Genomic DNA, 26739 nt, shown 5'->3' with positions numbered 1-26739 from the left:
GGCGCTAACACGTAGCGGGATGACGGTTTTTCAAATTGTCGGTAAATCTAAGTCAGTTTAGCTATATTGTCTCTCACACCGCTTAGCTGAACAGACAATGGCGTCAACTTAAGGAAAAATGTCAGAGATTGTGTATAAAATTTCTCTCTAAAATTTTTACCATTAAATTACCCAAAAGCTGCATGACCTTACCCAGAAAAAGTGGAGAGAAAGAAAAGAGTTTTTTTGGGTAAAATAAAATTTTGGAGGATTAGAAATGGTAAGAGAATATACAGCAGAATTCAAATTGGAAGCTGTTAAACTGGCAAATGAACAAAGAAAGGCAGGTCAAACAATTACAAAAACAGCAAAGGATTTAGGAATAAAGGGTGGTTTATTAGGAAAATGGATAAAGAAACACAACGAAAAAAAGTCGGCAGCAGATGCATTTCCAGGTAGAGGTAACATGGCTCCTTACGACAAAGAGAGGTTTGATTTACAAAGCAAGAGTAACAAGGGAAAGAGACATTTAAAAAAAAGCCCGGCCAGTCAAAAAGAGTAAAATATTTTTTCATAAAAGAGCATAGTAAACACTATAAAGTGCAGGAATTATGTAGGATTTTCTGCTAGTGGCTACTATAAGTGGACTACAAGGAAAATAAGCAGTAGAGAATCAGCAAATAAAGAGTTATTAGCAGATATTCAAAAAATATATCAAGCTTCTAAATGTAGATATGGAGCTCCTAAAATTCATGCTGAATTAAAGGCTTTGGGTAAAAGTTGCAATTTGAAAACGGTGCAAAGTATTATGCAGAAAAATGACATCAGGGCTATACTGAGAAGAAAGTTTAAAATTAAAAAACAACAAACAGATAATAGAGCTGTAGCTCCCAATATACTAGATCAAAACTTTATTGTTGATCAACCAAATAAAGTATGGGATTACTTACATCAAAACCAAGGAGGGATGGCTATATTTGGCAGCAATAATTCTCACGTATGGTAGTTAATGAGTAGTGCAATAAATAAACAATTGGTTATGAACTCTTTATTAATGGCCATTAATAGGCGTAAACCTGTTAAAAATCTACTGCTGCACAGTGACCAAGGTTCACAATATACTTTGCAAGGTTATCAATATCTCTTATCCATAAAAAACATAGATGAATCATAAAGGTTGTTGTTACGACAATTCTGTTGTGGAAAGCTTCTTCAGTTCTCTAAAAAGGGAGTTACCAATAGACACCTCTCGGCACTCTAAACAGCATATCAAAACTGCTATATTTGAATATATAGAAATTTTTTATAACAAACAACGTCACTATTAACTATTGCATTCCAGAACAATTTGATGCATCATTCTTTTTGTAAAAAACATTCCACACTTTCTCTCCACTTTTTCTGGGTAAGGTCAAAGGATCTTATGTCTTAAACCTTATCACCAGGCTTAACAAATAGGTGGCCCAATACTATTAACTTTATGGGTTTACCTTCGTTATTTGCTACTATCCAAACCCCATCGCTCTCATGATCAACAATTTCTATTGGTGCAAATACTACATAATTATTATCATCAACAATCTTTATTTCAAGAGCACCTTCGTCACTTAAGCTCAGGGCTGAAGAAGGAACTTTATATGCAAATCTTTCGCCTGAAGGTAGCCTTACGTTGGCAGTTAGTCCCTGCAAGGATATCATTTTATTATTAGTTACCTTTACTTCTACCCTATAAGACCCAGTTTTAGGCTCAGCAATTTTACTAATAAAACTTACTTCACCTGCCAATTCTTTTCCGTCCAGCAAATTAATTTGAGCTGTGCTGCCTAGCTCTATTTTATTTACTTCATTTTCCGAAACGTATAACACTACAAGAATTTGATCGAAATTAACCACGTCAGCTATTTTTTGCCCAGCATTAACAAAATCCCCTTCGTTTGCATTGATTTTATCAATATAACCATCTATAGGAGATGTGACTGCAGTATTTTCTAAATCCAATTCTAGCCTTTTTAGGTCAGCTTTTGCACTTTGTAACGCAGTAAAAGCTGCTTCTACTTGTATTTGTGCCCCATAGCCTTTTTTATTCAGTTTGTGAGAGGAATCATACTCAATTTCACGCTGCTTTAATAAAGCTTTGGCTTTCTGAGCTTGCTCAATCCTGTCATAATCTTCTATCTTTAACACTACATCATCTCTTTTTACCTTTTCACCATCAGGTAAATAAATAGCAATAATCTTACCACTTATTTTTGAGACAAGGCTAGCTCTATGTAAGGGATTTACTGTACCAGAAAAATTTAAATATATAGTGCGGTTTTGCGGCGCACATTCTTGAGTTTTTACTGAAAAGTTACTAGTTGCATTATCACTATAAACCGCCTGATCTTTTTTTAAAAATGCACTGCTGATAAAAAACAGTAGAATAAAAGCAATACTGGAAATGATGATTACTTTATTTCTCATCTTTAAACAATAGAATTTGTTAACTAATTTTGTTAGAAACAACTGCATAAATTTTCGAATCAGAAATGTAAGTATAATACATGCACCATCGTCACTCCATAAATAATTTTATATGAGAACAAACACAAGATTTTCCTACAATAAGTAAGTTTTCTATTGCAAAAATGCAATTTTGAATCGAATAAAAATGTAAAATTGCAAATAAAGTTGTGCATAAAACTGGATTTAAAAAATCTCGAAAAACATACTAAAACTTTTAAATAATAACTTTATATCTAGTGGCTTTGCCTTCTCCAAGACGCTGTAAGTATTTCATCCCTAGCAGTTTCTTTGTAATTGCCTCTACTGTTCTTGGAGGAAATCCTAGAGCTTCTATAGCATCTTTTCTACTAAATTCTTTATCTGCAAGGCTAAGTGCCCATTCCCAGAAGAACGATTGTTTTCTTGATAATAAATATTCAGTATTCTCCCTCTCAAGAATATAATGCGCCTCATTTGCTTGCGTTTTGAGCACATTAAGAAAAAATATTAACCATGGGGAAATATCTTCTTTGCCACTTTTCCAGCTACTTTGTGTTTTATTAAGCGCTAAATAGTAATCAAGTTTGTTAGTTTCAATTATCTTTTCATGTGATACAATAGATACAAAATCATAACCCTGCTGCAACAGCATTAAATTAGTCATCAATCTACTAGTTATGCCATTCCCATCTTGAAAAGGGTGTATTGCCAGATACTCAAAACAAAGTTAGCAACAATAATAAGAGGATGCTTAAATTTATTATTTAAGGACCAGTGATACCAATCAATAAGCTCTTGTACTTCCTTTCTAACAAGGTAAGGTGGTGTGGGATCAAAAATTATACTAACAACTTTTCCATTCTGATCTTTTGCCTCAACTCTATTAGAACTTGCTTTGTATTTTCCTCTATGATACAAATCTTTTTCACTATAAAGTAGCATCTGGTTGTTAATGTGCAATATTGATGACTCACTAATTGGAATATCCGTATAATCATGAAATATTAGTGTAAGCATTTCTAAGTAGCCAGCAATTTCTTGCTCATCTCTATTTTTAAATTTTTTGACACGTAGGTTTTTATATAGATCCTCAACTTCTTTATCGGTTAGACGATTTCCTTCAATACGGTTAGAAGCGCCAGAAGATGTAACAATAACTGAATGAGTTAATCTTTCAATTGTTTGTGGTAGTAGTTTTTTCGTTATCTGCCAGCTATTTTTAACACTATCAACTGCAGTAATTAACTCGTACACTTGCTCAATTACAGGCCCTTCTAGGTTGAGACGTGTACTAAGACGAAAATTCTTCCAGTTCATATTCTTCTCACATGCATATTATGTGAGATAATGTGATAAAAGTCAATAGTAAGCTTTATATGCACAGCAGAGCTAACTACAAAAATTATACATTTTCAAGTGATCCTAACCATATCAAAAACTACAGGGCAAAGCTGTTAGAGGAAGGCTTAATTAGTTAAAAATTTCAATCTTATGTAAAATATTGTCTTATTTTGTAATTTTCTTGTTGACTAACGAGACGATATCTACTTTTCAATAAACTCCATTTGCATTTCTTGTATATTACTTTCTATTTGCTCTATTTGTTCTATCAACCTTTCTTCTAAGTCAAGATTACCGCTCAGCCTCGCTTCGGTTCTTTCTTTTCGTAATGCATTTAATTCTTTTAGTAACACTATATTATTCCACACAATTTCTGCAGATTTTCTCTCGTTCAGTTGGCTATTTAGTACACTAGTTTTTTCAAATACATACTTTATAACGTTAAACTGTTTCAATTCTTGTAACAAAGCCTCTTTATCGAGTTTGTTTTTGTTACTTATTACATCAATTATACGCTGTTGTAATCTTTTCATCTCATTAGTAAATTCAAAATGAGAAAATTGCTCAAAAAATATAGGACGGTTCAAGATTTCAGGAAATTCTACGGCTATACGCAAAATTACGGCCTGATTTTGCTCTGCTTCAATTAGCTCTGGAGATTTGTTATGAAGATACTCACCTTTTGTTGCTCTAGTTTTACTATTAAAAATCTGTTTTTTGAAGCTACTTCTTAGTTCACTAGCCTTATTGTAAAAATAATCTCTGTAATACCTTCTAATACTGCTGTTGCTAATAGTATTTACATATTCCATGAACTTGTGCTCAAGAATTGAATATTTTTCCGGAGCAAGTTTTTCATAATTTTGCAAATTGCTATCGATTATGTGATGCCATAAATATTCAGAATGAAGTTTTGTTGAGTGATCAAGCGCAATCAATACGTCTTCTTTCTTGTATTCCAGTTCGTTACATATATCGTATGGATCTTTATTACTCGGCAAAGTCACAAATTTTAACGTGTATCCAGGCTCTAATATTGGCAGAGCAAGTTCTGCAACTCGAGTAGCAGCATGACGTCCAGCACTATCGCCATCCATACAGATGGAGATTTCTTTAGCAAATCTCCATAGATTTTTTATCTGCTCTGCAGAAATTGCGGTACCAAGCGGAGCAACTGCATTACTAATTCCTGCTTGATGTAGCGCTATAGCGTCCATATATCCTTCAACAACGAGTATGTGCTGTTTTTTACGTATTTCGCTTAAAGCAAAGTTTAATCCGTATAAATTCTCCCTCTTCTTGAAGAGCTGACTCTCTGGACTGTTTAAATATTTCGGCTGTTGCTCAGAACTTAGCGCACGTCCGCCAAAACCAATAACTCTCCCTGCAATGCTCTGTATAGGAAATATCAGCCGGTCATAAAAATAATCATGAAAATTTTTGTTTACTAATCCAATATCAATTAAAATTTTGTCTTCAATACCTGAAGAGTTTAAATACTCTTTCAAACCAGAGCTTGGTGCATAACCTATCTTAAATTTATCTATGATTTTAGGTGAAATCTTACGCTGCTTTAAATAATCTACAACACTTTGATTTTTTTGTGCAAACCAATTTGCAGCTAAATCAAGCGCTAAAAATAGTTTATTGTTCTCTTTTGTAATACTAAGATTTTTGGGCAGTTCAACACCTGTAACCGATGCTAATTTTTCCAATGCTTCTTTAAAGCTTAATCCTTCAGTTTGTGAAATAAATTCAAATGCATCACCACTAGCTAAGCAACCAAAACAGTAATATAACCCCTTAGTATTGCTCACCGAAAAAGATGGGGTTTTTTCGTTATGAAATGGACAGAGCCCAACAAAACTATCTCCTCTTTTTATTAGCCTGACTTTTTTACCTACTATGTCAGATAATAATAATTTTGATTTTATAATATCTATATGATCCATCTTGTTAAATTAGTAGTAGGATAAAAATTATATAGAATTTATACACATCTGACTCGAAATTTATTTCTATAACTAAAGCAATTTAGATTTACCGACAATGTAGCTATACAAATTCAAGAGCAATCCTGTCATCCAGGTAGCCCACAGAAACAAAAAACTTCCTTGACAAACCTCGCCAGCGCCCTTATCATGAAACTGAAGCTATTTATTTATCTTCTCTGTACAGATTAAATGACAAAAAAACTCAACGTATCTGGCGTCTCATGTTTAATTTTTTGCACTATGTGCACCTTATGTCTTCACAATATTTCTAGGTTTTTACCTACACAAGCTGAAACGCGCTATTTAAAACATTAAAAAACGCCAACTTAAAAAATGGATAGTGAATAACTAGCTACCCTAGGGTTTCTTTTGCCTTTTTTTCTGTTTAGTAAATTTCTTAACGTTTATAATTTAGAGTAGTTGCAGCTTAAAAGCAGCTAAATCGCGGTTATTAAGTGTTTAGAATAAAAAAACGCCATACTTGAAAGTATAATGTAAGTAATTAGCCAACCACGGGGCTTCTTTTGCCTTTTTTTTCGTTTGGTAAATTTCTTAATATTTATACAGAAGGTGTCATTCCAGTGCTTGACACTGGAATCCAGTTCTTATTATACAGCTATCTGGTGTACTTATTTAAAATTAAGTTTTCTGGATCTCAGTGCCAAAGCACTGGGATGACACCCTTCCTGGCGGAGATTATTCTCAAATCACAATGTTCGTACAGTTGTGGAATGAATTGCGGTATGACGTAGGAAAACCTTAGCTATAGCTTTAGAACTCCCAAAAGGTCAGAAGCATTGAATGACTTGACAGAAAGTTCAAACCCATATAAAATGTCCTTATTTCTTATATGTTAGGTATAGTATCAATTGCCTCAGATCATGCTGGTTATGAATTAAAATCAGAAATAAAACCTTACCTGGAAGCCCTAGGTTACAGAGTAGTAGATCAAGGCTGCACTGCTAAGCAAAAGTGTGTAGATTACCCAAACTATGCTGTTAAAGTTGTAGAAGATATAACAAGCAAAAAAGCAAATTATGGGATATTAATTTGTGGTACAGGTTTGGGCATGAGTACTGTGGCAAATCGTTTTGAAGGAATCTACGCTGCTTTATGTAACAGTGTTGAGATCGCAAAATTAGCTCGCGAGCATGGCAACGCAAATGTACTGTGTCTTGGTGCAGGGTTTACTGCGAGTGGATTAGCAAAAGACATAGTCAAACAATTCCTCGAAACAGAATTTTCAAAAGAAAGCAGACATAAAAAACGCCTTGATAAACTCAGCAATATAACCTCTAAGAAAAAAAAAACAAAAACTTATAACGAAGATGAAATATCAAAATTCGCTAAAATGGCAGGCCAGTGGTGGGATGAGAACGGCAAATTCAAACCATTGCACATGATGAATCCTGTTAGAGTATCTTACATTATTGAGAAAATAAAAGAGTTAAAAAAATGCAATTTGAAAGAATTATCATTGCTTGATGTTGGATGCGGTGGTGGCATTTTGTCAGAGTCAATGGCACGCGTTGGCATTAACGTTGTGGGAATAGATGTATGTGAAGAAAACATAAAAGTAGCGCATTCACATGCAAAAAAAGTAGGGTTAAATATAGAATATATACACACCAGCATTGAAGAGCTAAGCAATGACAAGAAGTACGACGTGGTTCTGCTGATGGAAGTAGTTGAACATGTGGATAATTTAGAGCTTTTCATGAAAAAAGCGATAGAACTGCTAAAACCGGAGGGGTTAATCTTTATATCCACAATAAATAGAACTATTAAATCCTTTTGTCTTGCAATAATTGGTGCAGAGTACATATTAAATTGGCTGCCAAAAGGTACACATAACTGGAATAAATTTCTCAAGCCGTCAGAAATTGCAAATCACTTAAGAGAAAATAATGTAACGCTGCAAAACATGGCTGGCATGGAGTACAACGTAATAAAGCGTGAGTGGAATCTAACTAAAGGCGTGGATGTTAATTATATACTCTGCGGTTTGTTAGATTTAACTCTATAAAAGCACCATTTTCACTTCCAATACTTTGAAGGATCTTGGCCAGCTTTTATACAGTAGCCTTTATTAGTTAGCGCCCAACCGGAACGACAAGCATAACCTGTACCTACACGTTCATATCCAGGAGCAGCAACACACTTTCCATTCTCCAAGGTTTGACCTTTAAAAAGACAACAAACTTCTTTTTCTGTTACCTTTGTTACAATTTGAGGAGCACCAAAAAACACAGCAACAAACATACCCAGTGCGAAAAGTGCAGGCCAAGGCATTCTGCCAAATATTGCAAGTAAGCTTGAACCAATTATTACCACTGTAATCATTGGTCCACCTATTCCATGAACGTAACCTATTACATTACACATTACATCTGTTGCTCCATCAGCGTGTGCATCAAATGCATAGAAAACTATAAATAGAATTACAAGAAAATTTCTCATTGTTCTTTCAATAATCATGCCTGATTGTTTCTTATTTTAATAAAATTTCAGTAAATAGCTTTTTTCAAAAATTATGCTTAACCCAATCAATATTTATTTATTACTGCCTTTTTAATACTATAATTAACTCAGTTGATTTTTATCAAAATGCTAAACCATGGAACAATTCGAGAACTTTTACATCACCACGCCAGTATATTACGTAAACGATAAGCCGCATATTGGTCATGCATACACTTCTCTCTTGTGTGACGTGGTGGCAAGGTTCATGAAACTAGCTGGGAAAAATGTCAAATTTACCACCGGTACAGATGAACATGGACAAAAAATAGAAAAAGCAGCTAAAGCAAAGGAAATGCAGCCAAAAGAATTTACAGATGAAGTGAGCGTTTCATTTAAAGAATTGGCTAAGTTCATGAATTTTGAGTATGACGATTTTATTCGCACTACGGAGGAACGTCACAAAAAAGCAGTTATAGCTTTATGGAATAGACTTGAAGAGAGAGGGCAAATATATTTGGATTCCTATTCGGGTTGGTATTCAGTTCGTGATGAAGCATTTTATCAGGAGTCAGAGCTGATAGATGGCAAAGCACCAACAGGTGCTGAGGTCCAGTGGATAAAAGAAGAGAGTTACTTTTTTCGCTTATCAAACTGGCAAGAAAAATTACTGGAACTCTATAAAAATCAGCCAAGTTTTATCTTTCCTGAGAGCAGAAGAAATGAAGTGATATCGTTTGTAAGATCAGGGCTCATTGACCTCTCAATCTCTCGCACTAGTTTTAACTGGGGAATAAAAGTACCAGGTAATGACAAACACGTAATCTATGTCTGGATAGATGCATTAACCAATTATCTTACATCAATAGGTTTCCCTAGTACTGAAGGTGAGGAATATAAGAGGTTTTGGGCAGAACCAGAAACACAGATTCCAGTGTCAAGCACTGGAATGACACCAAACCAAGGGAAAACGCAGATTCCAGTGTCAAGCGCTGCAAACCTAGCTGACAACTCTTTCAACGTTCATGTAATCGGTAAAGACATATTGCGCTTTCATGCTGTATATTGGCCAGCGATTCTCCTTGCAGCAGACCTGCCACTGCCAAAACAAATTGCAGTTCATGGTTGGTGGTTGAACGAGGGAGAGAAAATATCCAAGTCCCTTGGTAATGTCATAGATCCAATTGGCCTCGCTCAAGAGTTTGGTGTTGATCAGCTACGCTATTTTCTCCTCAGGGAAGCAAGCTTCGGCCAAGATGGCAACTTTAGTAAGAAAAATATGATCAGCCGGATAAATTCAGAACTGGCAAACAACATAGGCAATTTAGTACAAAGAACAATTTCATTTTTACACAAGCAATGTTCTGGAATTGTACCAACAATCGATCAAAGCCTACTTAAAGGTGAAGAAAGTCTTCCAGGTTGCAAAGCTATACTCGATCAAGTGATGAATCACCTATCAAAGTATGAATTTAACCATATCATACTTCTAATTATCAACATCTCTTCTGAAGCCAACGCTTATATAGACAAAAGTGCACCCTGGACATTGAGCAAAACTGACAGAGAGCGCATGAATTTAGTAATTTACAAGTTACTGGAATATATCAGGATAATAGGCATTTTATTGCAGCCAATCGTTCCCAAGTCAGCAGAGATGATACTAAATCAACTGCAAATTCCGAAAGAACAACGAGATTTAAAATCTTTGTGCGACGCGTGCGTAAGTTCAGGCATAACATTGCCTAAACCTACGCCGGTTTTTTTGAGGGTTGATGCTAAAGAGGAGAAATAGTGTAAAAACTATTTCTCCTGGATGGGATTACATTTATTGACTAGGGAACGTACCATTGTTTACAGACGCACTGTTGCCCATAGATGATGCTACAACTCCATTAAGTACTGTAGGAATATATGGTGCAGCATAATATAAAACAGCAGTACCACAGAGTCCTATTCCAGTGGTCACTATTTTAACTACCTTAGCCTTAGCCCATGCATCCCAGCCTTGACCATTTTCTTCTTTAGTTGGCTGACTTTCTGGGCTAGAAATCTCAGTACCTTTTTCATCACCAGATTCTGCATCATAAAATACATCCTGATCCTCAGAAAGACTCATTAAATAACTTTTAGCAGCATCAACATTTAAATGATCAGGTTGCTTAGGAACGTTATCAATACTTAAATAATCCAAACTATTAGCTCGTTGCTTTTGCTCACTGGAAAGAACCTCAAGATTTAAATAATCCAAACGAGTTAGTTCTTGCATGCTAGGTTTAGATCCATCTTCACGCTTAAACTGCTCTTCCGGACTAGAAACCTTAGTACCATAAATCCTACTGTACAAGCTGCTTCCAACGCTGTTAAGTGCTTCTCTTACAGATGCAATTGACGCATCATAAGTATTTTTCAAGCCACCTCCAATACCACTAAGTGTTCCTTTTGTAGACTCAGTTGATGGCACATAATTATCGTAAGCATATTTGCCAGAATACAAGACACCATTAACTGCTTCTTTTGCAAACCAAACAGCGCTATTAACTGTTCCTTTTGCAAGCTGAACAGTGCCATCAGCAATTGCCACTTTTAATTTGTCTTCTTCTATCTTTTTATTTTTTTCAGCTAGTTGAGTTTTTTGCTCAGAACTTTTCTGCTTTTGAGTGTGTACTTGATCTTTTAACTTAGAATTTTCTTCCTCTTGAGCTTCTACTTTATTTTTTAACTTAGAATTTTCTTCCTCTTTAGCTTTTACTTCCGCTTCTTTTTTAGCTAGTTGAGTTTTTTGCCCAGAAATTGTTTGCTCTTGAGCTTTCATTTTATTTTTTAACTCAGAATTTGTTTTGTTCTCACTAATTGCTTTATACGAAAGTGCAATAGTTACAACAGAAAACACAGCATAACCAATAATAAATGGCAGGCCAACACTTAATGCTGCAACTGGAGCTAAGAAACCAATATAAGGAGCTGCAGCAAACACTCCAGATGCTAATAAAGTGAAAGTAGCCAGAGTTCCAGCTATATAATAGGGTACATTGTTTTTATTCATCATCTCACGTATTATAAAATATAATACCATTATAAAAGGATTTTTAAGAAGTTGTCAAGCTATCTTTACATAAAAAAAAATAATTGATAAACTTGGGAACAAGAAGATTGCTGCCAAGCTATGAACTATGCCTTTCCGTGTAATCTTTAAATGCACCTCTGTTAGAGTTAAAATATAGCTTCACACTGCCAATTGGTCCATTTCTCTGCTTTGCAATAATGAGCTCTGCAATGTTTCTAATTTTTTCCATTTTCTCTTGCCATTCCCGATGTTTATTGTTTCCTTCATTTGGCTGTTTTCTTAGTTCATAATACTCTTCTCTATAGAGAAACATTACTATATCTGCGTCTTGCTCTATGCTCCCTGAATCACGTAAATCAGAAAGTTGTGGTTTTTTATCATCCCTCTGCTCAACAGAACGAGAGAGCTGAGATAGTGCAACAATGGGAATATTTAGCTCCTTTGCAATTGCTTTCAAACCCTGCGTCACTTCCGAGATTTCTTGCACTCTATTTTCATTACTCCTTTTTGTTGTTCCTCTGATTAGCTGCAAATAATCAATGAATACCACTTCTACATTATATAATTGATACAGCAAGCGTATTCTGGTGCGAAGGGCACTAATTGATAGCGCAGGGGTGTCATCTATGATGAAAGGCAGTTCAGATAATTCTGTACTAGTATTGATAAATTCATGCAATTCAAAATCACTAATTCTCCCGGTTAATGCCTTATAATAACTAATCCCTGAATCTATAGTGATCAGCCTTGCAGTTAATTGCTCTGCTGACATTTCAAGCGAGAAAAACGCTACATAGTGTTGCTTATCTGCTCTTTTTTGCAACATCTTACAAGCATTAAGTGCGATGTTTAGCGCCAATGCTGTTTTACCCATAGAAGGCCTTGCAGCTAAAATTAATAAATCAGATTTTTGTAGACCACCAAGAAGCTGATTTAGATCTTGAAGTCCGGTTGTAACGCCTAGCGCTTCTGGATTATTTTTCAGTGTGCTGATCTTCTCAACTACATCTTTAATTGAACTTGCAAGTTTTATATATGTTTTCTCACCTTGTTTTTTTACTGCCAAATTGAACAATTTTGTCATTGCTTGTTCAATTTGCGCCTGTGCAGGATTTTCAATATCGTAGTTGTAGCTATCACCAACTATTTCTTGCCCGAGCTTAATTAAACATCTCCTTAAGTAAGTATCACGGATTATTCTAGTCAAACTATAGATATCAAGCGCAATACTTGCCTTCGCTGCAAGCTTTGCTAAGTACTCTACCCCACCACATTCGGTAAACGCTTGGTCGTTCTCAAAAAACATTTTGAGGCTCAGTTCATTGGCAACTATACCGTGTTTCCTGGTTTTAGATATTTGCGTAAAAATACTTTGATGCAGTGGATCATAGAAATTTTCTGCTGTAATTGTGTCTTCAACTGCATCACAGATTCTATTATCACGAATCATTGCACCAATAAGCATCTGTTCAGCTTCTAGATTATGCGGTAATTTACATATTTCCTTGTCTACACTTCTTGAACCCAAGAGACTAGCTAATTCATTCATTTTAAGTTTTGAGAGTAACTGTTGATTATTGTAGAATATTTAGTCCTCATTTGAAAGATGTAAAGGCAAAAAAATTTGACTAATTCCGTGTTGCCTATAGCATTAAAACTTAATGCCCCTGTGGTGGAATGGTAGACACGGCAGACTCAAAATCTGTTGCTTGCAAAAGCATGCTGGTTCAAGTCCGGCCAGGGGCACGTTAAATATTGGAAAGTGTATATATGTTACATAAATTTTTTGATCGTTTATTTTCTATTTTTTCTTCTATAAATGTTATTCAAAAGGTAAAGAAAGATGAAAATGGGATATGTTATGTAACGGGCCTCAGGCGCTATATATCAGTATTGCTTGATTTAATTATTATCGTTTTGTTCTTGCAGTTTTGCAGCCAAGCCTTAAATCAGCTCTTTATGAACTCAGAGGATAGCAAAATATTAAGTCAAATTGCTGCAAAATCCCCAATGCAAGCACCACTGTCTGCGGAAGAAAAGACAACGCAGAGTAGACTTATAAAATTACTAATCCTAAATCAAATAGTCCAGTTTATTATGCTCTTTTGCTATGTAATATATATGTGGGTAAGGTTTGCTGCTACACCTGGAAAACTATTACTTGGGCTTAGAGTTGTGGATGCACAAACTTTCGAAAAGATAACTTTAAGACAAGCAACAAAGAGATTTTTTTCCTTTATATTGTCAGTTGCACCATTATTCTTGGGCTTTTTATGGTCAAATTTCAACAAACGCTGTCAAACTTGGCACGATAAGATCGCAGGCACAGTGGTTGTCACGAGTAAAAGCCTTAGAAGGCAGAGCTAAAAACTACTTGACACCCTTCGCCAGCCCCTTTATCATGATACTGAAGGTATTCATTTATCTTCAATCTGTGCAGATTAAACGACAACAGTATTACGTATTGGCGTCTTATTTTTAATTTTTTGCACTATGTGCACGCACTGGGATGACACCTCTGGGCACTGCCGTCGTAAAGGAACCAGTGTCAGCTACTCGGATGACAAAGGAGGACAGTGTCTCAGCTACTTTCATGACACCATTTGCTGTCTTTAAAAATGAATGTTCTTACAATTGTGCGTCATGCGCTTTATTAAATATTTTACTTAAAAATCTAATTTCTTATTATACAAGAGATAAGCAATTCATTGATGATGAAAAATTACAAAAAGGGGCATAGAAAGCGCCTAAGGGAGAAAATTATTTTAGATAATGGACAATCATTACTTGATTATGAGGTTTTAGAGCACATTTTATATTCAGCATACAGTAGAATTGATGTAAAGCCGATAGCAAAGAGTTTGATAGAAAATTTTGGCAGTTTGAATAAAGTTTTTAATGCTGACCTGGAAGCGCTGCAAAACGTTGATGGTGTCAGCAATGCAGCGATATCTGCCATCTTTTGTGTAAAACAAGCCTTTGTTCGTTCTGCAAGAGAAGAAATAAAAGACCTGCCTATAATCGATAACTGGGAAAAATTGCTTGATTATTTAAGAATAAGTATAGGAAGCCTCAATAAGGAAAATTTTCGCGTCATCTATATGAATAAAAAGTATCGTCTAATAGCGGAAGACCTGCAAAATATTGGTACAGTAGATCAAACTCCTCTTTATGTCAGAGAGATCATCAAGCGCGCACTTTTGATTGGTTCAACATCCATTGTAATATCTCACAATCATCCAAGCAGAGATACACAACCTTCAAATAGCGATATATCTCTCACTAGACAACTAGCAGAAGCTTGCCAAAGTATAGGAATAGAATTAATAGATCACATTATTATTACATTCAGTAGCTATTTTAGTTTCAAGGAAAATAGGTTGTTGTGAAAGCCTTTATAGCTACAGTAACTTAGATTTACCGACAATCGTCATTCCGCTACGTGTTAGCGGGATCTATCTGCGGCGGCATGACGGTAAGTTTTATTGTGGTATGATGGTGTAGTATAATGTTGGTAAACCTCAGTTACTTTAGCTATAAACGATTAAGATGAAGTTATCATATATCTATATACTTACAAATAAAGCTAATAGCACATTATATATTGGTGTAACTGCAAATTTGATCAAGAGGATTTGGGAACACAAAAACAAAATTGTTTCAGGTTTTACATCAAGATATAATGTAAATAAACTTGTATATTTTGAAGAGTTTGAAGATATAAGTTTAGCTATTGCAAGAGAAAGGCGCCTGAAAGAATGGCCAAGGCAGTGGAAAATTAATTTGATCAATCAAAAGAATCCTAGCTGGATTGACTTATATTACTTAGCTTTAAGATAGCTATGCTGAGATCCCGCTAACACGTAGCGGGATGACGAGAAAGGAGCAGCAGGATAACGGTTGAGTAATTCGTCATCCCGCTACTTGTTAGTGGCTGAGATACCGCGGCGGTATGACGGTTTGCGGTGGTATGACAGTTAAGTAATTCGTCATTCCGCTACGTGTTAGCAGCTGAGATACCGCGAATGAATCGCGGTATGACGGTCTGCGGCGGTATGACGGTTCGCGGTGGTATGACGTAGTAGCTATTTCTTGCAATCAAGTTTCGTTAAAAGTCAGATTGAATGGTTAAATCTTCCACCCAAATAACCACGCACTCTACTTGCTTGTTTGGATATATTTCTTGTACTAAGGTTTTATAGATTAACATCTGTTTTTTTATTTCATTTAATAAGGAAACAGAAACGTTACGGTGTGATTTGTAGTCAATTATGATTGCTTTATCTTGCGTTATGCATAGCCTATCTAGTCGTACTAATACTGACTTGCCATCAATTGTTCCACTCAGTGTAATCTCTGATTTGCCTTCCAAGTCAAACAAATAGCCATATTTTTCATTAAAGGCTAATATTTTACTGTAAATTTCATCCTTATCTTCACTGATGTTATCAAGGTATTTTCTGACCCAATTTTTTCTCCTTTCTTTTTCTATCTTGGGCATATACTGCAATATGCTGTGAATAATCAGGCCTCTTGCATAACCATCTGTCATCCCAATGCTCCTTGTTGTCATTCCAGCACTCTCATCTGTCATTCCAATACCCCTGTCTGTCATTCTAATACCCCTATTTGTCATCCCAGTGCTTGACACTGGCTTTTTTTCTCCAGGTTCCAGCGTCACGTGCTGAAATGACATCGAAGAGTGAGTAGCTGATGCTGGCTTTTCTTCTTTTTTACTGGATCCCAGTGTCAAGCACTGGGATGACAGGGGAGGACGCTGGGATGACACCGAAGAGTGGGCTAAAGCTGGTGGAAGGGAAATGACCGGAACGTCAAAGTAATCACGTTTTTTATAAATGTAAGGGTAGTTTGCATTCACGCATAATACTTCAACTTTTTCTTTAAATATTGGCCGTAAACCCCTTTGTTTCTTTTTATATGGTTCTCCATACTTAGTGATTAGATCATACCAAGAGCCCTTTTGCACTGGCTCTTTACTTAAGATGTATAACTCATCTTCAGCACGCGTGAGTGCTACGTATAATAAACGCAAATATTCATTATAATCCTCTAGTTTTTTCTCTCTTTTTACTTGATCGCAATAAGCGTTGTTGTTTTTTCCACACCAAAATGGTGCTTCCGTTCCATCAAAGATAATGCTTTCACTGTTTCTTGGCACTGTGTTTGTATCAACCAAAAATACTATGGGAGCTTGCAGACCTTTTGATTTGTGAATTGTCATTATTCGCACAGCATTGCGTTCTGATTGCATATCATTCTTAATCTCCGGATTATTCTCCTTGATCCATTGAACAAACGCTTGAAGAGATGGGTTCTCAAATTGCAACACAAGGTTCATAAATTCGTCTAGAACCTCGAAGCACTCAAGACCTAGCCTTGCAGCAAATTTCTTCTTACCTGTGCGCAGTATATGCGTGAATAATGCGAGAGGGGATTCTGTGCGAGATAAGTTAATGAGATAGTTTAATTTACTATAGATAACCACAGAATAATCCTGAATTCTTTCCCATAGTGAATGCTCTTTACGGTCGTATGCAATGTTAAATAAATCATCCTCGGTGAAATTAAATAGCGGTGATTTTAAAGCATTTGCAAGAGCTAGATCATTTGCCTGGAGGAGTAAAAATTCGGCCAAAGCTATTAAGTCCTGCACGGCTATATAGTCCATAATTCTAAAATAATCTCGGCCTACAACTGGCACATTTGCTTTTTTAAGTTCGCTTATTATGTAATCAACTAACACGTTTCGTTGTCGCACCAAAATCATAATGTCTCTTGGCTCTATATGGCGATCTTTAGCGACTAAAATTCGCCCTTCATTTAACCAATTGTGAATTCTGTTGGCTATTGTTTGAGCAAGTAATCGGTCTGCTATTATATAATTTTCCCTGCATGTCAGAGGAATTTGTAAAGCTTGCTGTTCTTTCTCTTTGCGCCTTGGTAACGCTGGCCAAATTTCAATATATCCTTGGTCATTTTCTCTATGTGGAACATGTTTTATTTCATTATCATTAAAAGATATTTCTGCGCGGAAGTTATTAAATATTCTATCTACAAGCATCAAAACTTCTGGAGTTGAACGAAATGACTTTTCAAGTTGGCATGATATCCAATCTCTACCACCAGTTTTCGTATGAAAGTATTGTTGCATATAGTTGAATAGATGGGGATTTGCTCCTTGAAATCTGTATATGGATTGTTTTACGTCACCAACAACAAATAAGGTTCGCTTTTCATCATTACCGGCAAAAAATTCATCGCAGAGATTTGTTATAATTTTCCACTGACTGATGCTATTGTCTTGTGCCTCGTCAACAAGGATGTGATCTATTTTTTGATCTAAGTTAAACAATACCCAATCTTTATGATCTGGGTCGCTGAGAAGATTTGTTGCTAAGTCAATTATATCATTGTAGTCAAGCAGTGCATTTTTTGATTTTTCACTATTATATAAATCAACATATACTTTAAATACACCAAGTAAGCTACTGGTTCTCTTGAATATTTGATAAGAGTTCATGTCTCTTATATGGGTAAATACTACATTCTGAACGCTCTCTATTATTTGCTCTGCATCTTTGAATTTCTCCAAAATACTTTTTGTTGCAATGGATGATATGCTCTTTTTTTCGTGCGATTCTGATTTGAGAAATACCTTGGCTAGGTTTTCTATTTTGGTGTCATTCCACTTTATTCCGGTGTCATCCGAGTAGCTGACACTGGTTCTTTTTTTCTGGATCCCAGCTGGGATGACAGTAGAATAAAGTATTTCACTATAACTCTGATCTCTTTTACTGCCTTCACTTAATATCTCGGCTAGTCTTCCCACGTGCTCAATTGTTTCACTCTGTAAGTCATGAATTTCATCTGGGGCGCTCAATTTATCTTTGATATATTTCGAATCATTTGCTGACATCGATCTTTTTACACATAAAGTATAAAGCAAATCGCGTAGTTTATTTTCATCAATTTCAGTTGCAATAAGGTTGATATCATCCTGCACAGTTTCGTTATGAAGCACTTTATTGAATATGATGGAATGTAATTCTTTACATTCACTCAGCGTGCAATTTGGAGCAATGCCAGCTTCTATAGGAAAGCTGGAGATTAATTTGTAACAGAAAGCGTGTATGGTTTGTATAGTTAGACCAAGATTTTCCAGTTCAGAGAAAAGCCTTCTTGCTTTTGTTAAATAATCTTTATTTTTTCTGGATCCCAGTGTCACGCACTGGGATGACATTGGAAAGAAATCTAGTTGTTCTAGATCTGCTGCCAACACACTATCTGAACATATTGCCCACTTACTGAGTATGCTGTGAATGCGATTCTCCATTTCGTTTGCTGCAGCATTGGTGAATGTTAAGCAAAGAATATTTCTTTTGTTTTCTAATAAAAGTCTCAATACTCTGTCTATTAAGATTTTTGTTTTGCCTGTACCAGCGGACGCATTTACCCACACAGAGAAATTAGGATTTATGGCATTTGATCTCATCAGAAGTGTGAGAACCTTATAAAAGTTGACTAGAATAGCATTATACATATAATGTAAAAATAGTGTTAGTGAAGATATATAATGAAAAGTTTTTGTGTAAAGGCGCCTGCAAAAATCAATCTTTTTTTGCATGTTGTAGACAAAAAAGAAACAGGGTATCACTTGATTGAAGGTTTATTTGTCTTTGCTAATCTCTCTAATTTTTTGGAAATAAAAGTAGGTGAGAAGGATTCTAGATACGATAACTCTACAGTTGAATTTATAAACTCCGAGTCTAAAATAAATAACCAATATAACACTGTAATGAAAGCGGTTAATCTGCTGCTTAGGCATGCTCCTGTACGCACTAAAGTCACTGTAAAGGTTGTAAAAAACATACCAATTGCTGCAGGACTTGGTAGCGGATCCTCAGATGCTGGAGCTGTGGTACGTACGCTAGGGAAGCTGTGGGAGATTGATAGGACGATTTTAAATGAAATAGCCTTAAACGTTGGTGCTGATGTTCCCGCAAGCGTAGATAGCAAGCCAGTTTTTGTTAGAGGTATTGGCGAAGAATTATGCCACATTAAAAAATTCTCTTTACCTACAAATGTGGTGCTTGTGAAACCGAAAAAAAGGTTTTTGAGTACACCAGAGGTATTTTCCAAACATGAAGGAAAATTTTCTGAGCCAATTAAATGGAGCGATGACGCTGAAAAGGATTTGTTGAAGCTTCTTAAAGAGACGAGAAACGATCTTCAAGAAATAGCAATAAGCTTTGTACCTGAAATTAAGGATGTGATATCAACACTTGAGTCACAAGAAGGCTCTATACTTTCTCGCATGTCAGGCAGTGGTGTATCATGTTTTGGAATATTCGATAGTGAGGAAAATGCAAAAGCTGCTGCAGTTAATATCGGAAAAAAGCAACCAGAATGGTGGGTATGTGACACTCAATTAATAGTTTGACTTATGGATATAACTCCCTTAATTTCCGAGAATAAAAATCTTATAAATGGTTACAGGGAAGGAAAATTTTTGGTGAATAATAGAGAATATTGCGGCTCAATTATAATTTTTCCTGAAAAGGTGATTAAATTGAAAGAAAGTGATATAAATAGCAAGGAACATTTTAAATCTTTTTTAACAGAGGAAATAGAAATTTTGATAATAGGTACTGGTAAAACACGCAATATACCAAGTTCTTCAGTGAAGTCCTATCTTATGGAACAAAAAGGTTTAAATTTTGAATTTATGACAACAGGTTCTGCATGTAGAACCCATAATGTTCTGATATCCGAAGATAGGTTTGTTGTCAGTTATCTAATAGCCATATAGCATGCTTGAAATATTTACTCAGGATTTTTTCATCAATAGTCTAATTGCAGTAGTTATGATTAGCCTAGTAACAGGCGCTTTAGGATCGTTTATGATATGGCAAAGGTTATCGTATTTGGGTGATAGTTTGTCCCATTCTTCATTGCTTGGTATTGCACTTGCTTTGATCTTTAAGATTAGCCCATCGCTTAGCATAATGCTCATTGCAATTGCGTTTGCAATACTGCTTTCTCTTAATTTTAACAGATTATATTCTGCCGATACGATATTGAACATCGTTACCAATGTAGTTTTATCATCGAGTTTAATACTTATGTCTTTTCTTCCATCTGGCAATAATAGTATTATTAGCTCACTGTTTGGTGATATATTAACGCTCGATCAAAGTGATATAGTATTGATTTTTTTAACCTCTGCAGTAGTTACTTTGATATTAATATTTAGATGGCGTTATTGGTTAATGATTTCAATTAATCAAGATTTAGCAGTAGTTGAGAAGATTAATGTTAATTTTGTTAGACTAGAATTTTTAATTACACTTGCTATATTTATAGCAATTGCTGCCCAATTAATAGGAATATTACTCATTGCTGCATTTTTGCTAATACCAGCAGCATCCGCAAGACTCATCTCAAAAACTCCAATGGAGATGATTATTGTTGCAACAGTTTTTTCTGTAATCTCTGGGATATCGGGTCTCATGTTATCTGCAAGTTTTGATTTGTTAACTGGACCTGCAATTATACTTGTTGCAGCGGTATATTTAATTATCGCTTATTTTATAAGGCTAGTATTAAGCAGGTTGGCTTAATTTTGATCTCGAATGTTAATAATTTTGTAATATACTCATTATAAAACATCACTATCTTAGCACAAAATAGTTTTTGCTATACTATTATTTATATGCTAATGATAAGTTGTTAATTTTATGGAGTAAGCAATATGAGCGAAGAAGGATTTTTTTCCAAATATATATCTCAACCTGTGAAAAAATTTTATAATTATATTACAGGAAAAACAGAAGAGTCAGATGATGTAGCAGGTGATGTGCATAATATTGCACAAGGAGACTCAGAGTCTTTGGATACTCATGTACAGTCAAATGAGAATGATATCATATAGATAGCATGAGGGTTACACCATCCAAAGTTAAAAGATTCCTAGAGAAACCTGATGCTTTAAGTGGTGTGTTAATTCATGGAAGTGATAACAGTAGGGTTGGTTTTTATGTACAAGAAATAATTGCTAATTTGGATGAGTATTCAGTTCAGGTGATGGATTTTGCAATAGTGAATAAGTCACCCGGTTTACTGTTTTCTGAATTGGCAAACATTTCGATGTTTACCAGCAAAAAATTAATTAAGCTGATAAATGTGAGTGGAGGTATATCCAAAGAGTTAAAAAACGTATTGGATTATAATGCAAGTGGTCATTATGTAATGATGACAGCAACTGATCTTCCACACAATTCTGCAACCAAAAGTTATATGGAGAGTTCAAAAATTTTTGGTGTAATTGCTTGCTATAAGGACAGCAACAGTAATCTTTATGATATTATATCAAGTTACTTAAAACAAAATGATATAAAATGCACAAATGAGATAATCTACCATTTGCAATCTTACTTTAATCATAGCAAGCTGCCTATATGTTCAGAACTTGAGAAGTTAGTTTTATACTTAGGGGAGAGAAAAGACCTAAAACTTACTGATATAGAATTATGCTTTTCAACTTCCGGCAACGACTATGCTACACTTGATGATCTATGCTCTGCCATAGCAAGTAAAGATATGTCGCGTTTCATTAGAATTTCTGATGCATTGATATCGCAAGAAAATTTTTCACCGATAGCGCTAATTCGCATTATATCAAATTATTTCCTACGCCTTGAAAACGTTTTGCTGTCAGTGCAAGGTGGAATGAGTGAGCAGGCTGCGATTGATCAGCTAAGCCCTCCATTGTTTTTTAAACAATTGCAGAGTTTTAAATCTCATTTGAAAAGTTTGCAACTTTCAGAACTTAAGAAGATCTTGGAAAAATTGATAAGCTTAGAAGTTACCTGTAAAAAAACTGATTTAGATCATAAAATGATTTTTCAACATGCACTGACGGGTAGCTGACTACTCGGATCCAGCCTTTCTTATAATTTCATCAAAATGTTGTATTTTAACATAAAATAGCTGCTTTTATGCCTACCAAAATTCATTCTTTAGTGTGTGTCTCACAAGTATTCTTTGCTAATAGGATATTTTCGAATATAATTGAATATAACTAGATAAAAATACAGATATGTTTGACATTTCAAAAATTGTAATAACACCTGAAATGTTAAAATTAGTTGCTGAAATTGATGAATTTAAAGGAGCATGGCAATTGTTTGGTAATTTAGCTCCAGAACGTTTACAAATGCTCAAGAAAATTGCAACAATTGAAAGTATTGGTTCTTCTACTCGTATTGAAGGGGCAAGATTATCAGACCGTGAAGTTGAGCAATTACTATCCAAACTTGATACACGCTCATTTCGTTCTCTAGATGAACGAGAAATAGCCGGATATGCGTATGTGTGTGAAGAAGTATTTCAAAACTTTAACAAGATGCCATTTACAGAAAACACTATAAAACAGTTTCACATCTGGCTTTTACAATTTTCATATAAAGATCAAAGGCACATGGGAGAATATAAAAAATTCCCCAATCATGTTGAAGCGTTTGATGAATCTGGAAAAAGCTTGGGCATAGTTTTTGAAACAGCCTCTCCATTTGAGACAGCAACACAAATGCAAGAACTTATTTATTGGACTAGCCAGCAATTAGAGGTGAAATCGTTACACCCTCTATTAATTATTGGCATTTTTATAGTTACTTTTTTAGCTATTCATCCCTTCCAGGATGGAAATGGCAGATTATCACGCATTCTCACAACTTTCTTGTTACTAAAGTTAGGGTATATCTATGTACCTTACAGTTCCCTTGAAAGTATAATTGAAAGTAATAAGGAGAGTTACTACTTAGCTTTGCGTCGTACTCAACAATCCTTGAAGACGAGCAGCTATGATTTTAATCCATGGCTTATGTTCTTTTTAAGGTCACTACAAAAGCAAAAATTTCATCTTGAACAAAAGGTGTCACATGAAAAAGTGTTAAATTTCTATTTACCACCACTTTCTGCTAAAGTATTAGCACTACTCAGCAAACATGGACGTCTTACAATTAAGGATTTGGAAAATATTACTAAAGCAAACTGCAATACCTTAAAGAAGCACGTATCTAATCTCGTAAAGAGTAATCACATCACTCAGCATGGAAAAGGCAAAGCAACCTGGTATGTAATATAGAGCTCAACAGGATATGTATTCATTTTGAATTGTTAAATTATTCAGCTATAGAATATAGATCACAGCTGTACAAACATTGTAGTTTGAGCCCACTAGATCCCAGTGCCCTATTCTTGTCATCCCAGTGCCTTCTCCTGTCATCCCAGTGCCCAGACACTGGGATCCAGAAAAGTTTGCTTGTAAGCAAGCAAATTAGCATAGAAAGTGGTTACAACGTTTTCGATGAGATTTCAGAAAGGCTAGATTCCAGACTGGAATGACATCGTTCACTATGTACCATATTGCAATAGTTGTGGTCAAGGCACTGGGATCTGAAATTGCAGTGTTCGTACAGCTATAGAATATAGATCAGAAGTGACAGAGCTTAAAAAAAGGCCTAACATTCTTAATAAACGTAAAAAGCTTTATGAAAATCAGAGTTGGAGTAATAGGCTGCTTAGGCAGAATGGGCAAAAAAATACTCAATGAATTAATTACAAATACCAAAGTGGAAATAGCAGGTGCTGTTGCCCGTTCAGGCAGTAAGTACATAGATTCAGATATTGGACCAATTATAGCCAATCTAGGAATCAAGGTTACAAGTTCTATTAGTGGCATATTTGAGTTATCCGACGTTGTAATAGATTTTACAACTAAAGAATGTATGTTAGACTGCCTTAAAGCAGCTGTAAAATTTAAAACACCGCTGGTTAGTGGCACAACTGGAATAGAAGGTGTCGATTTGAAAGAATATGCTGCTGAAGTTCCAATATTATGGTCAGCAAATATGAGTGTTGGGGTTAATGTGTTGCTGAAATTGGTAAAAAAAGCTGCTGAGCTTTTAGGTAATGAATATGACGTTGAGATTTGGGAAATGCATCATAACTTAAAAAAGGATTCACCATCTGGAACAGCTATAGAACTTGGCAAAACAATTGCTAACGCTTCAAAAATGGATTTTCAGTCCAATCAATATTTACATAGTGGTTCAAACATAAGAAAAAAGGGGGGAATAGGTTTTGCAGTATCTCGTGGAGGTGGAGTAATAGGAGATCACAGCGTGATGTTTGTTAATTCTGATGAACGGATAGAACTAAACCACAAAGCAATTGATCGCACAACATTTGCTAGAGGAGCTGTTCAAGCAGCAGTATGGCTATACGAAAATAAAAGAGAAATTCCGGGGCTCTATTCAATGCAGGATGTGATATGAGCAATACACGTGCCTCTGTTAAAGATTTAAATCTCTGGTACGGCTCTAAGCAAGTTTTATTCGATATAAATTTGAATATTTATAAAAGAAAAGTTACTACTTTTATCGGACCATCCGGGTGCGGTAAATCAACATTTTTGCGTTGTTTTAATCGTATGAATGACTACGTACCAGGTTGCAAAACTGTTGGTGAATTAGATATCGATGGGCTGGGTGATATATATTCACGCGATATGGATGTTGTACTACTTAGAGCAAAAGTTGGTATGGTATTTCAAAAGCCAAATCCTTTTCCAAAATCAATATATGATAATGTTGCTTGTGGGCCAAAATTGCATGGTATGGCGAAGGATAAGCAAAAATTGAATGAGATGGTGGAAAATAGTTTAACCAAGGTTGGTTTATGGGAAGAATTGAAGGACAGATTGCAAGATAGCGCACTCAATTTATCCGGTGGCCAACAACAGAGGCTATGCATCGCTCGCGCAATTGCAGTGAAGCCAACTATTTTATTAATGGATGAACCGTGCTCTGCTCTTGATCCAATGGCAACCAATGCAATCGAAAATCTTATACAAGAGCTGAAATTAAGATTTACTATAATTATGGTGACTCATTCAATGAAGCAAGCTAAAAAGTTATCTGATAGTGTAATTTTCTTTCATAATGGCAGAATTGTTGAGTCTGGAAGCACTCAAGAAATATTCGAAAATGCTCAATCTCCCTTAACAAAGGAGTATATCCTGGATCATTAAATTTCTGACCTTACCCAGAAAAAGTGGAGAGAAAGAAAAGAGTTTTTTTGGGTAAAATAAAATTTTGGAGGATTAGAAATGGCAAGAGAATATACGGCAGAATTCAAATTGGAAGCTGTTAAGCTGGCAAATGAACAAAGAAAGGTAGGTCAAACAATTACAAAAACAGCAAAGGATTTAGGAATAAAGGGTGGTTTATTAGGAAAATGGATAAAGAAACACAACGAAAAAAAGTCGGCAGCAGATGCATTTCCAGGTAGAGGTAACATGGCTCCTTACGACAAAGAGAGGTTTGATTTACAAAGCAAGAGTAACAAGGGAAAGAGACATTTAAAAAAAAGCCCTGGCCAGTCAAAAAGAGTAAAATATTTTTTTATATAGTAACTGCTATAAAGTACAGGAATTATGTAGGATTTTCTGCTAGTGGCTACTATAAGTGGACTACAAGGAAAATAAGCAGTAGAGAATCAGCAAATAAAGAGTTATTAGCAGATATTCAAAAAATATATCAAGCTTCTAAATGTAGATATGGAGCTCCTAAAATTCATGCTGAATTAAAGGCTTTGGGTAAAAGTTGCAATTTGAAAACGGTGCAAAGTATTATGCAGAAAAATGACATCAGGGCTATACTGAGAAGAAAGTTTAAAATTAAAAAACAACAAACAGATAATAGAGCTGTAGCTCCCAATATACTAGATCAAAACTTTATTGTTGATCAACCAAATAAAGTATGGGATTACTTACATCAAAACCAAGGAGGGATGGCTATATTTGGCAGCAATAATTCTCACGTATGGTAGTTAATGAGTAGTGCAATAAATAAACAATTGGTTATGAACTCTTTATTAATGGCCATTAATAGGCGTAAACCTGTTAAAAATCTACTGCTGCACAGTGACCAAGGTTCACAATATACTGCGCAAGGGTATCAATATCTCTTAGCTGTAAAGAATATAGATGAGTAATAAAGGCTGTTGTTACGACAATTCTGTTGCAGAAAGCTTCTTTAGCTCATTGAAAAGAGAAATACTTATTGATACTTCACAACACTCTGCTCAACAAACTAGAACTGCAATATTTGAATACATAGAAATTTTTTATAACAAACAACGTCACTATTAACTATTGCATTCCAGAACAATTTGATGCATCATTCTTTTTGTAAAAAACATTCCACACTTTCTCTCCACTTTTTCTGGGTAAGGTCACTTCTTTATTAACTGTACTTAATATTTCTTCCCATTGCTTATAGTTCATTGCCATAACTTTACCTCTAATTTTAAATAGTATTTTTAATTATC

The 26739-nt window shown here is 35.2% G+C and carries 24 protein-coding genes, 1 tRNA gene and 3 pseudogenes; 18 read left to right on the top strand and 10 right to left on the bottom strand.

Translation table 11 applies throughout. The annotated features are described in order from the left end of the window. Positions 1 to 256 precede the first annotated feature (256 nt). A pseudogene (locus OOL03_RS07155) lies at positions 257 to 1350 on the top strand (IS3 family transposase). Positions 1351 to 1407: 57 nt separating this feature from the next. Here the strand turns inward: OOL03_RS07155 and OOL03_RS03310 are convergent. The 5 genes and pseudogenes from OOL03_RS03310 to OOL03_RS06975 form a co-directional block, all read right to left on the bottom strand. Beyond that, a complete protein-coding gene (locus OOL03_RS03310) occupies positions 1408 to 2490 on the bottom strand; it encodes an efflux RND transporter periplasmic adaptor subunit (protein ID WP_264707635.1) in 1083 nt (360 codons plus the stop codon). A 208-nt stretch (positions 2491 to 2698) separates the two neighbouring features. After that, entirely contained in the window at positions 2699 to 3169 is a 471-nt protein-coding gene (locus OOL03_RS03305) for a Fic family protein (RefSeq protein WP_264707670.1), read from the bottom strand. Further along, complete coding sequence (locus tag OOL03_RS03300; RefSeq protein ID WP_264707634.1) at positions 3139 to 3780, bottom strand: Fic family protein; 642 nt, start codon at positions 3778 to 3780, stop codon at positions 3139 to 3141. Before OOL03_RS03300 ends, OOL03_RS03305 begins: the two co-directional genes overlap by 31 nt. 227 nt (positions 3781 to 4007) lie before the next feature. Then, positions 4008 to 5756, bottom strand: coding sequence for a DNA primase (gene dnaG, locus OOL03_RS03295; RefSeq protein WP_264707633.1), 1749 nt, complete (start codon positions 5754 to 5756; stop codon positions 4008 to 4010). A gap of 607 nt (positions 5757 to 6363) precedes the next feature. Next, positions 6364 to 6453, bottom strand: a pseudogene (locus OOL03_RS06975) (WPE palindromic element domain-containing protein); the annotation flags it as partial. Between the two features lie 195 nt (positions 6454 to 6648). Here OOL03_RS06975 and ubiG point away from each other — a divergent pair. Further along, positions 6649 to 7824 carry a bifunctional 2-polyprenyl-6-hydroxyphenol methylase/3-demethylubiquinol 3-O-methyltransferase UbiG gene (gene ubiG, locus OOL03_RS03290; RefSeq protein ID WP_015589098.1) on the top strand — a complete coding sequence of 392 codons (1176 nt, stop codon included), beginning with the start codon at positions 6649 to 6651 and terminating at the stop codon, positions 7822 to 7824. Positions 7825 to 7835: 11 nt separating this feature from the next. Here ubiG and OOL03_RS03285 read toward each other — a convergent pair whose 3' ends face one another. Next, positions 7836 to 8258: a TrbC/VirB2 family protein gene (locus OOL03_RS03285; protein WP_233395601.1), complete on the bottom strand. Its 423-nt coding sequence runs from the start codon at positions 8256 to 8258 to the stop codon at positions 7836 to 7838. A 157-nt stretch (positions 8259 to 8415) separates the two neighbouring features. Between OOL03_RS03285 and metG the strand changes: the two genes are divergently transcribed. Beyond that, on the top strand, positions 8416 to 10053 hold the full coding sequence (gene metG, locus OOL03_RS03280; RefSeq protein ID WP_038228048.1) for a methionine--tRNA ligase: 1638 nt from the start codon (positions 8416 to 8418) through the stop codon (positions 10051 to 10053). Between the two features lie 33 nt (positions 10054 to 10086). Here the strand turns inward: metG and OOL03_RS03275 are convergent, their stop codons facing one another. Next, positions 10087 to 11307, bottom strand: coding sequence for a hypothetical protein (locus tag OOL03_RS03275; protein ID WP_264707632.1), 1221 nt, complete (start codon positions 11305 to 11307; stop codon positions 10087 to 10089). A gap of 115 nt (positions 11308 to 11422) precedes the next feature. Further along, positions 11423 to 12874 carry a replicative DNA helicase gene (locus OOL03_RS03270; RefSeq protein WP_264707631.1) on the bottom strand — a complete coding sequence of 484 codons (1452 nt, stop codon included), beginning with the start codon at positions 12872 to 12874 and terminating at the stop codon, positions 11423 to 11425. A 114-nt stretch (positions 12875 to 12988) separates the two neighbouring features. On the opposite strand from OOL03_RS03270, the gene OOL03_RS03265 reads away from it, so the two are divergent. The 5 genes from OOL03_RS03265 to OOL03_RS03245 all read left to right on the top strand — a co-directional run bounded on the left by OOL03_RS03265 (position 12989) and on the right by OOL03_RS03245 (position 15165). Beyond that, a tRNA-Leu gene (locus tag OOL03_RS03265) sits at positions 12989 to 13071 on the top strand. Positions 13072 to 13095: 24 nt separating this feature from the next. Then, entirely contained in the window at positions 13096 to 13692 is a 597-nt protein-coding gene (locus tag OOL03_RS03260; protein WP_064124935.1) for an RDD family protein, read from the top strand. A gap of 142 nt (positions 13693 to 13834) precedes the next feature. Further along, positions 13835 to 14065 carry a hypothetical protein gene (locus OOL03_RS03255; RefSeq protein WP_041573522.1) on the top strand — a complete coding sequence of 77 codons (231 nt, stop codon included), beginning with the start codon at positions 13835 to 13837 and terminating at the stop codon, positions 14063 to 14065. Next, positions 14040 to 14714, top strand: a complete 675-nt coding sequence (gene radC, locus OOL03_RS03250; protein ID WP_006280440.1) for a RadC family protein — start codon at positions 14040 to 14042, stop codon at positions 14712 to 14714. Before OOL03_RS03255 ends, radC begins: the two co-directional genes overlap by 26 nt. Before the next feature lie 160 nt (positions 14715 to 14874). Further along, a complete protein-coding gene (locus tag OOL03_RS03245; RefSeq protein ID WP_010082530.1) occupies positions 14875 to 15165 on the top strand; it encodes a GIY-YIG nuclease family protein in 291 nt (96 codons plus the stop codon). Between the two features lie 268 nt (positions 15166 to 15433). Here the strand turns inward: OOL03_RS03245 and OOL03_RS03240 are convergent, their stop codons facing one another. After that, on the bottom strand, positions 15434 to 18838 hold the full coding sequence (locus OOL03_RS03240) for a UvrD-helicase domain-containing protein (RefSeq protein WP_264707630.1): 3405 nt from the start codon (positions 18836 to 18838) through the stop codon (positions 15434 to 15436). Positions 18839 to 18919: 81 nt separating this feature from the next. Here OOL03_RS03240 and OOL03_RS03235 point away from each other — a divergent pair, with 81 nt between their 5' ends. From OOL03_RS03235 to OOL03_RS07150, 10 genes and pseudogenes are all read left to right on the top strand, one after another. Next, positions 18920 to 19786, top strand: coding sequence for a 4-(cytidine 5'-diphospho)-2-C-methyl-D-erythritol kinase (locus OOL03_RS03235; RefSeq protein ID WP_006280386.1), 867 nt, complete (start codon positions 18920 to 18922; stop codon positions 19784 to 19786). Positions 19787 to 19789: 3 nt separating this feature from the next. Then, complete coding sequence (locus tag OOL03_RS03230; protein WP_182366721.1) at positions 19790 to 20155, top strand: Mth938-like domain-containing protein; 366 nt, start codon at positions 19790 to 19792, stop codon at positions 20153 to 20155. A gap of 1 nt (position 20156) precedes the next feature. Next, the gene (locus tag OOL03_RS03225; RefSeq protein WP_264707629.1) at positions 20157 to 20966 is read left to right on the top strand and encodes a metal ABC transporter permease; all 810 of its coding nucleotides are present in this window, start codon (positions 20157 to 20159) and stop codon (positions 20964 to 20966) included. Positions 20967 to 21097: 131 nt separating this feature from the next. Next, positions 21098 to 21277 (top strand): hypothetical protein, encoded by a 180-nt coding sequence (locus OOL03_RS03220; RefSeq protein ID WP_010082539.1) that lies wholly within the window; start codon positions 21098 to 21100, stop codon positions 21275 to 21277. Between the two features lie 5 nt (positions 21278 to 21282). Further along, complete coding sequence (gene holA, locus OOL03_RS03215) at positions 21283 to 22275, top strand: DNA polymerase III subunit delta (RefSeq protein ID WP_264707628.1); 993 nt, start codon at positions 21283 to 21285, stop codon at positions 22273 to 22275. A 169-nt stretch (positions 22276 to 22444) separates the two neighbouring features. Then, positions 22445 to 23491, top strand: coding sequence for a Fic family protein (locus OOL03_RS03210; RefSeq protein ID WP_264707627.1), 1047 nt, complete (start codon positions 22445 to 22447; stop codon positions 23489 to 23491). Between the two features lie 83 nt (positions 23492 to 23574). Further along, a complete protein-coding gene (locus OOL03_RS03205; RefSeq protein ID WP_264707626.1) occupies positions 23575 to 23751 on the top strand; it encodes a hypothetical protein in 177 nt (58 codons plus the stop codon). 146 nt (positions 23752 to 23897) lie between these two features. After that, positions 23898 to 24683, top strand: coding sequence for a 4-hydroxy-tetrahydrodipicolinate reductase (dapB, locus tag OOL03_RS03200; protein ID WP_264707625.1), 786 nt, complete (start codon positions 23898 to 23900; stop codon positions 24681 to 24683). Further along, positions 24680 to 25438 carry a phosphate ABC transporter ATP-binding protein PstB gene (gene pstB / locus OOL03_RS03195; RefSeq protein ID WP_006280935.1) on the top strand — a complete coding sequence of 253 codons (759 nt, stop codon included), beginning with the start codon at positions 24680 to 24682 and terminating at the stop codon, positions 25436 to 25438. Before dapB ends, pstB begins: the two co-directional genes overlap by 4 nt. 78 nt (positions 25439 to 25516) lie before the next feature. Next, positions 25517 to 26603: pseudogene (locus OOL03_RS07150) on the top strand (IS3 family transposase). On the opposite strand, the gene OOL03_RS03170 reads toward OOL03_RS07150, so the two are convergent. Then, complete coding sequence (locus OOL03_RS03170) at positions 26561 to 26701, bottom strand: hypothetical protein (RefSeq protein WP_264707624.1); 141 nt, start codon at positions 26699 to 26701, stop codon at positions 26561 to 26563. The pseudogene OOL03_RS07150 and the gene OOL03_RS03170 sit on opposite strands and share 43 nt — an antisense overlap. Positions 26702 to 26739: the final 38 nt, after the last annotated feature.

The organism is Wolbachia endosymbiont (group A) of Acrocera orbiculus (assembly GCF_947250015.1).
Taxonomy (GTDB): Bacteria; Pseudomonadota; Alphaproteobacteria; order Rickettsiales; family Anaplasmataceae; genus Wolbachia; species Wolbachia pipientis.
This window is presented reverse-complemented; position numbering and strand designations above follow the sequence as displayed.

Bases quoted from the DNA above. Each gene is read 5' to 3' on its own strand.
- holA (WP_264707628.1), top strand. From the start codon at position 21,283: ATGAGGGTTACACCATCCAAAGTTAAAAGATTCCTAGAGAAACCTGAT.
- OOL03_RS03170 (WP_264707624.1), bottom strand. From the start codon at position 26,701: ATGGCAATGAACTATAAGCAATGGGAAGAAATATTAAGTACAGTTAAT.
- dapB (WP_264707625.1), top strand. From the start codon at position 23,898: ATGAAAATCAGAGTTGGAGTAATAGGCTGCTTAGGCAGAATGGGCAAA.
- OOL03_RS03210 (WP_264707627.1), top strand. From the start codon at position 22,445: ATGTTTGACATTTCAAAAATTGTAATAACACCTGAAATGTTAAAATTA.
- OOL03_RS03230 (WP_182366721.1), top strand. From the start codon at position 19,790: ATGGATATAACTCCCTTAATTTCCGAGAATAAAAATCTTATAAATGGT.
- OOL03_RS03220 (WP_010082539.1), top strand. From the start codon at position 21,098: ATGAGCGAAGAAGGATTTTTTTCCAAATATATATCTCAACCTGTGAAA.
- OOL03_RS03235 (WP_006280386.1), top strand. From the start codon at position 18,920: ATGAAAAGTTTTTGTGTAAAGGCGCCTGCAAAAATCAATCTTTTTTTG.
- OOL03_RS03275 (WP_264707632.1), bottom strand. From the start codon at position 11,307: ATGATGAATAAAAACAATGTACCCTATTATATAGCTGGAACTCTGGCT.
- ubiG (WP_015589098.1), top strand. From the start codon at position 6,649: ATGTTAGGTATAGTATCAATTGCCTCAGATCATGCTGGTTATGAATTA.
- OOL03_RS03245 (WP_010082530.1), top strand. From the start codon at position 14,875: ATGAAGTTATCATATATCTATATACTTACAAATAAAGCTAATAGCACA.
- OOL03_RS03260 (WP_064124935.1), top strand. From the start codon at position 13,096: ATGTTACATAAATTTTTTGATCGTTTATTTTCTATTTTTTCTTCTATA.
- OOL03_RS03270 (WP_264707631.1), bottom strand. From the start codon at position 12,874: ATGAATGAATTAGCTAGTCTCTTGGGTTCAAGAAGTGTAGACAAGGAA.
- OOL03_RS03225 (WP_264707629.1), top strand. From the start codon at position 20,157: ATGCTTGAAATATTTACTCAGGATTTTTTCATCAATAGTCTAATTGCA.
- metG (WP_038228048.1), top strand. From the start codon at position 8,416: ATGGAACAATTCGAGAACTTTTACATCACCACGCCAGTATATTACGTA.
- dnaG (WP_264707633.1), bottom strand. From the start codon at position 5,756: ATGGATCATATAGATATTATAAAATCAAAATTATTATTATCTGACATA.
- OOL03_RS03285 (WP_233395601.1), bottom strand. From the start codon at position 8,258: ATGAGAAATTTTCTTGTAATTCTATTTATAGTTTTCTATGCATTTGAT.
- pstB (WP_006280935.1), top strand. From the start codon at position 24,680: ATGAGCAATACACGTGCCTCTGTTAAAGATTTAAATCTCTGGTACGGC.
- OOL03_RS03300 (WP_264707634.1), bottom strand. From the start codon at position 3,780: ATGAACTGGAAGAATTTTCGTCTTAGTACACGTCTCAACCTAGAAGGG.
- OOL03_RS03255 (WP_041573522.1), top strand. From the start codon at position 13,835: ATGACACCTCTGGGCACTGCCGTCGTAAAGGAACCAGTGTCAGCTACT.
- radC (WP_006280440.1), top strand. From the start codon at position 14,040: ATGAAAAATTACAAAAAGGGGCATAGAAAGCGCCTAAGGGAGAAAATT.
- OOL03_RS03240 (WP_264707630.1), bottom strand. From the start codon at position 18,838: ATGAGATCAAATGCCATAAATCCTAATTTCTCTGTGTGGGTAAATGCG.
- OOL03_RS03310 (WP_264707635.1), bottom strand. From the start codon at position 2,490: ATGCAGTTGTTTCTAACAAAATTAGTTAACAAATTCTATTGTTTAAAG.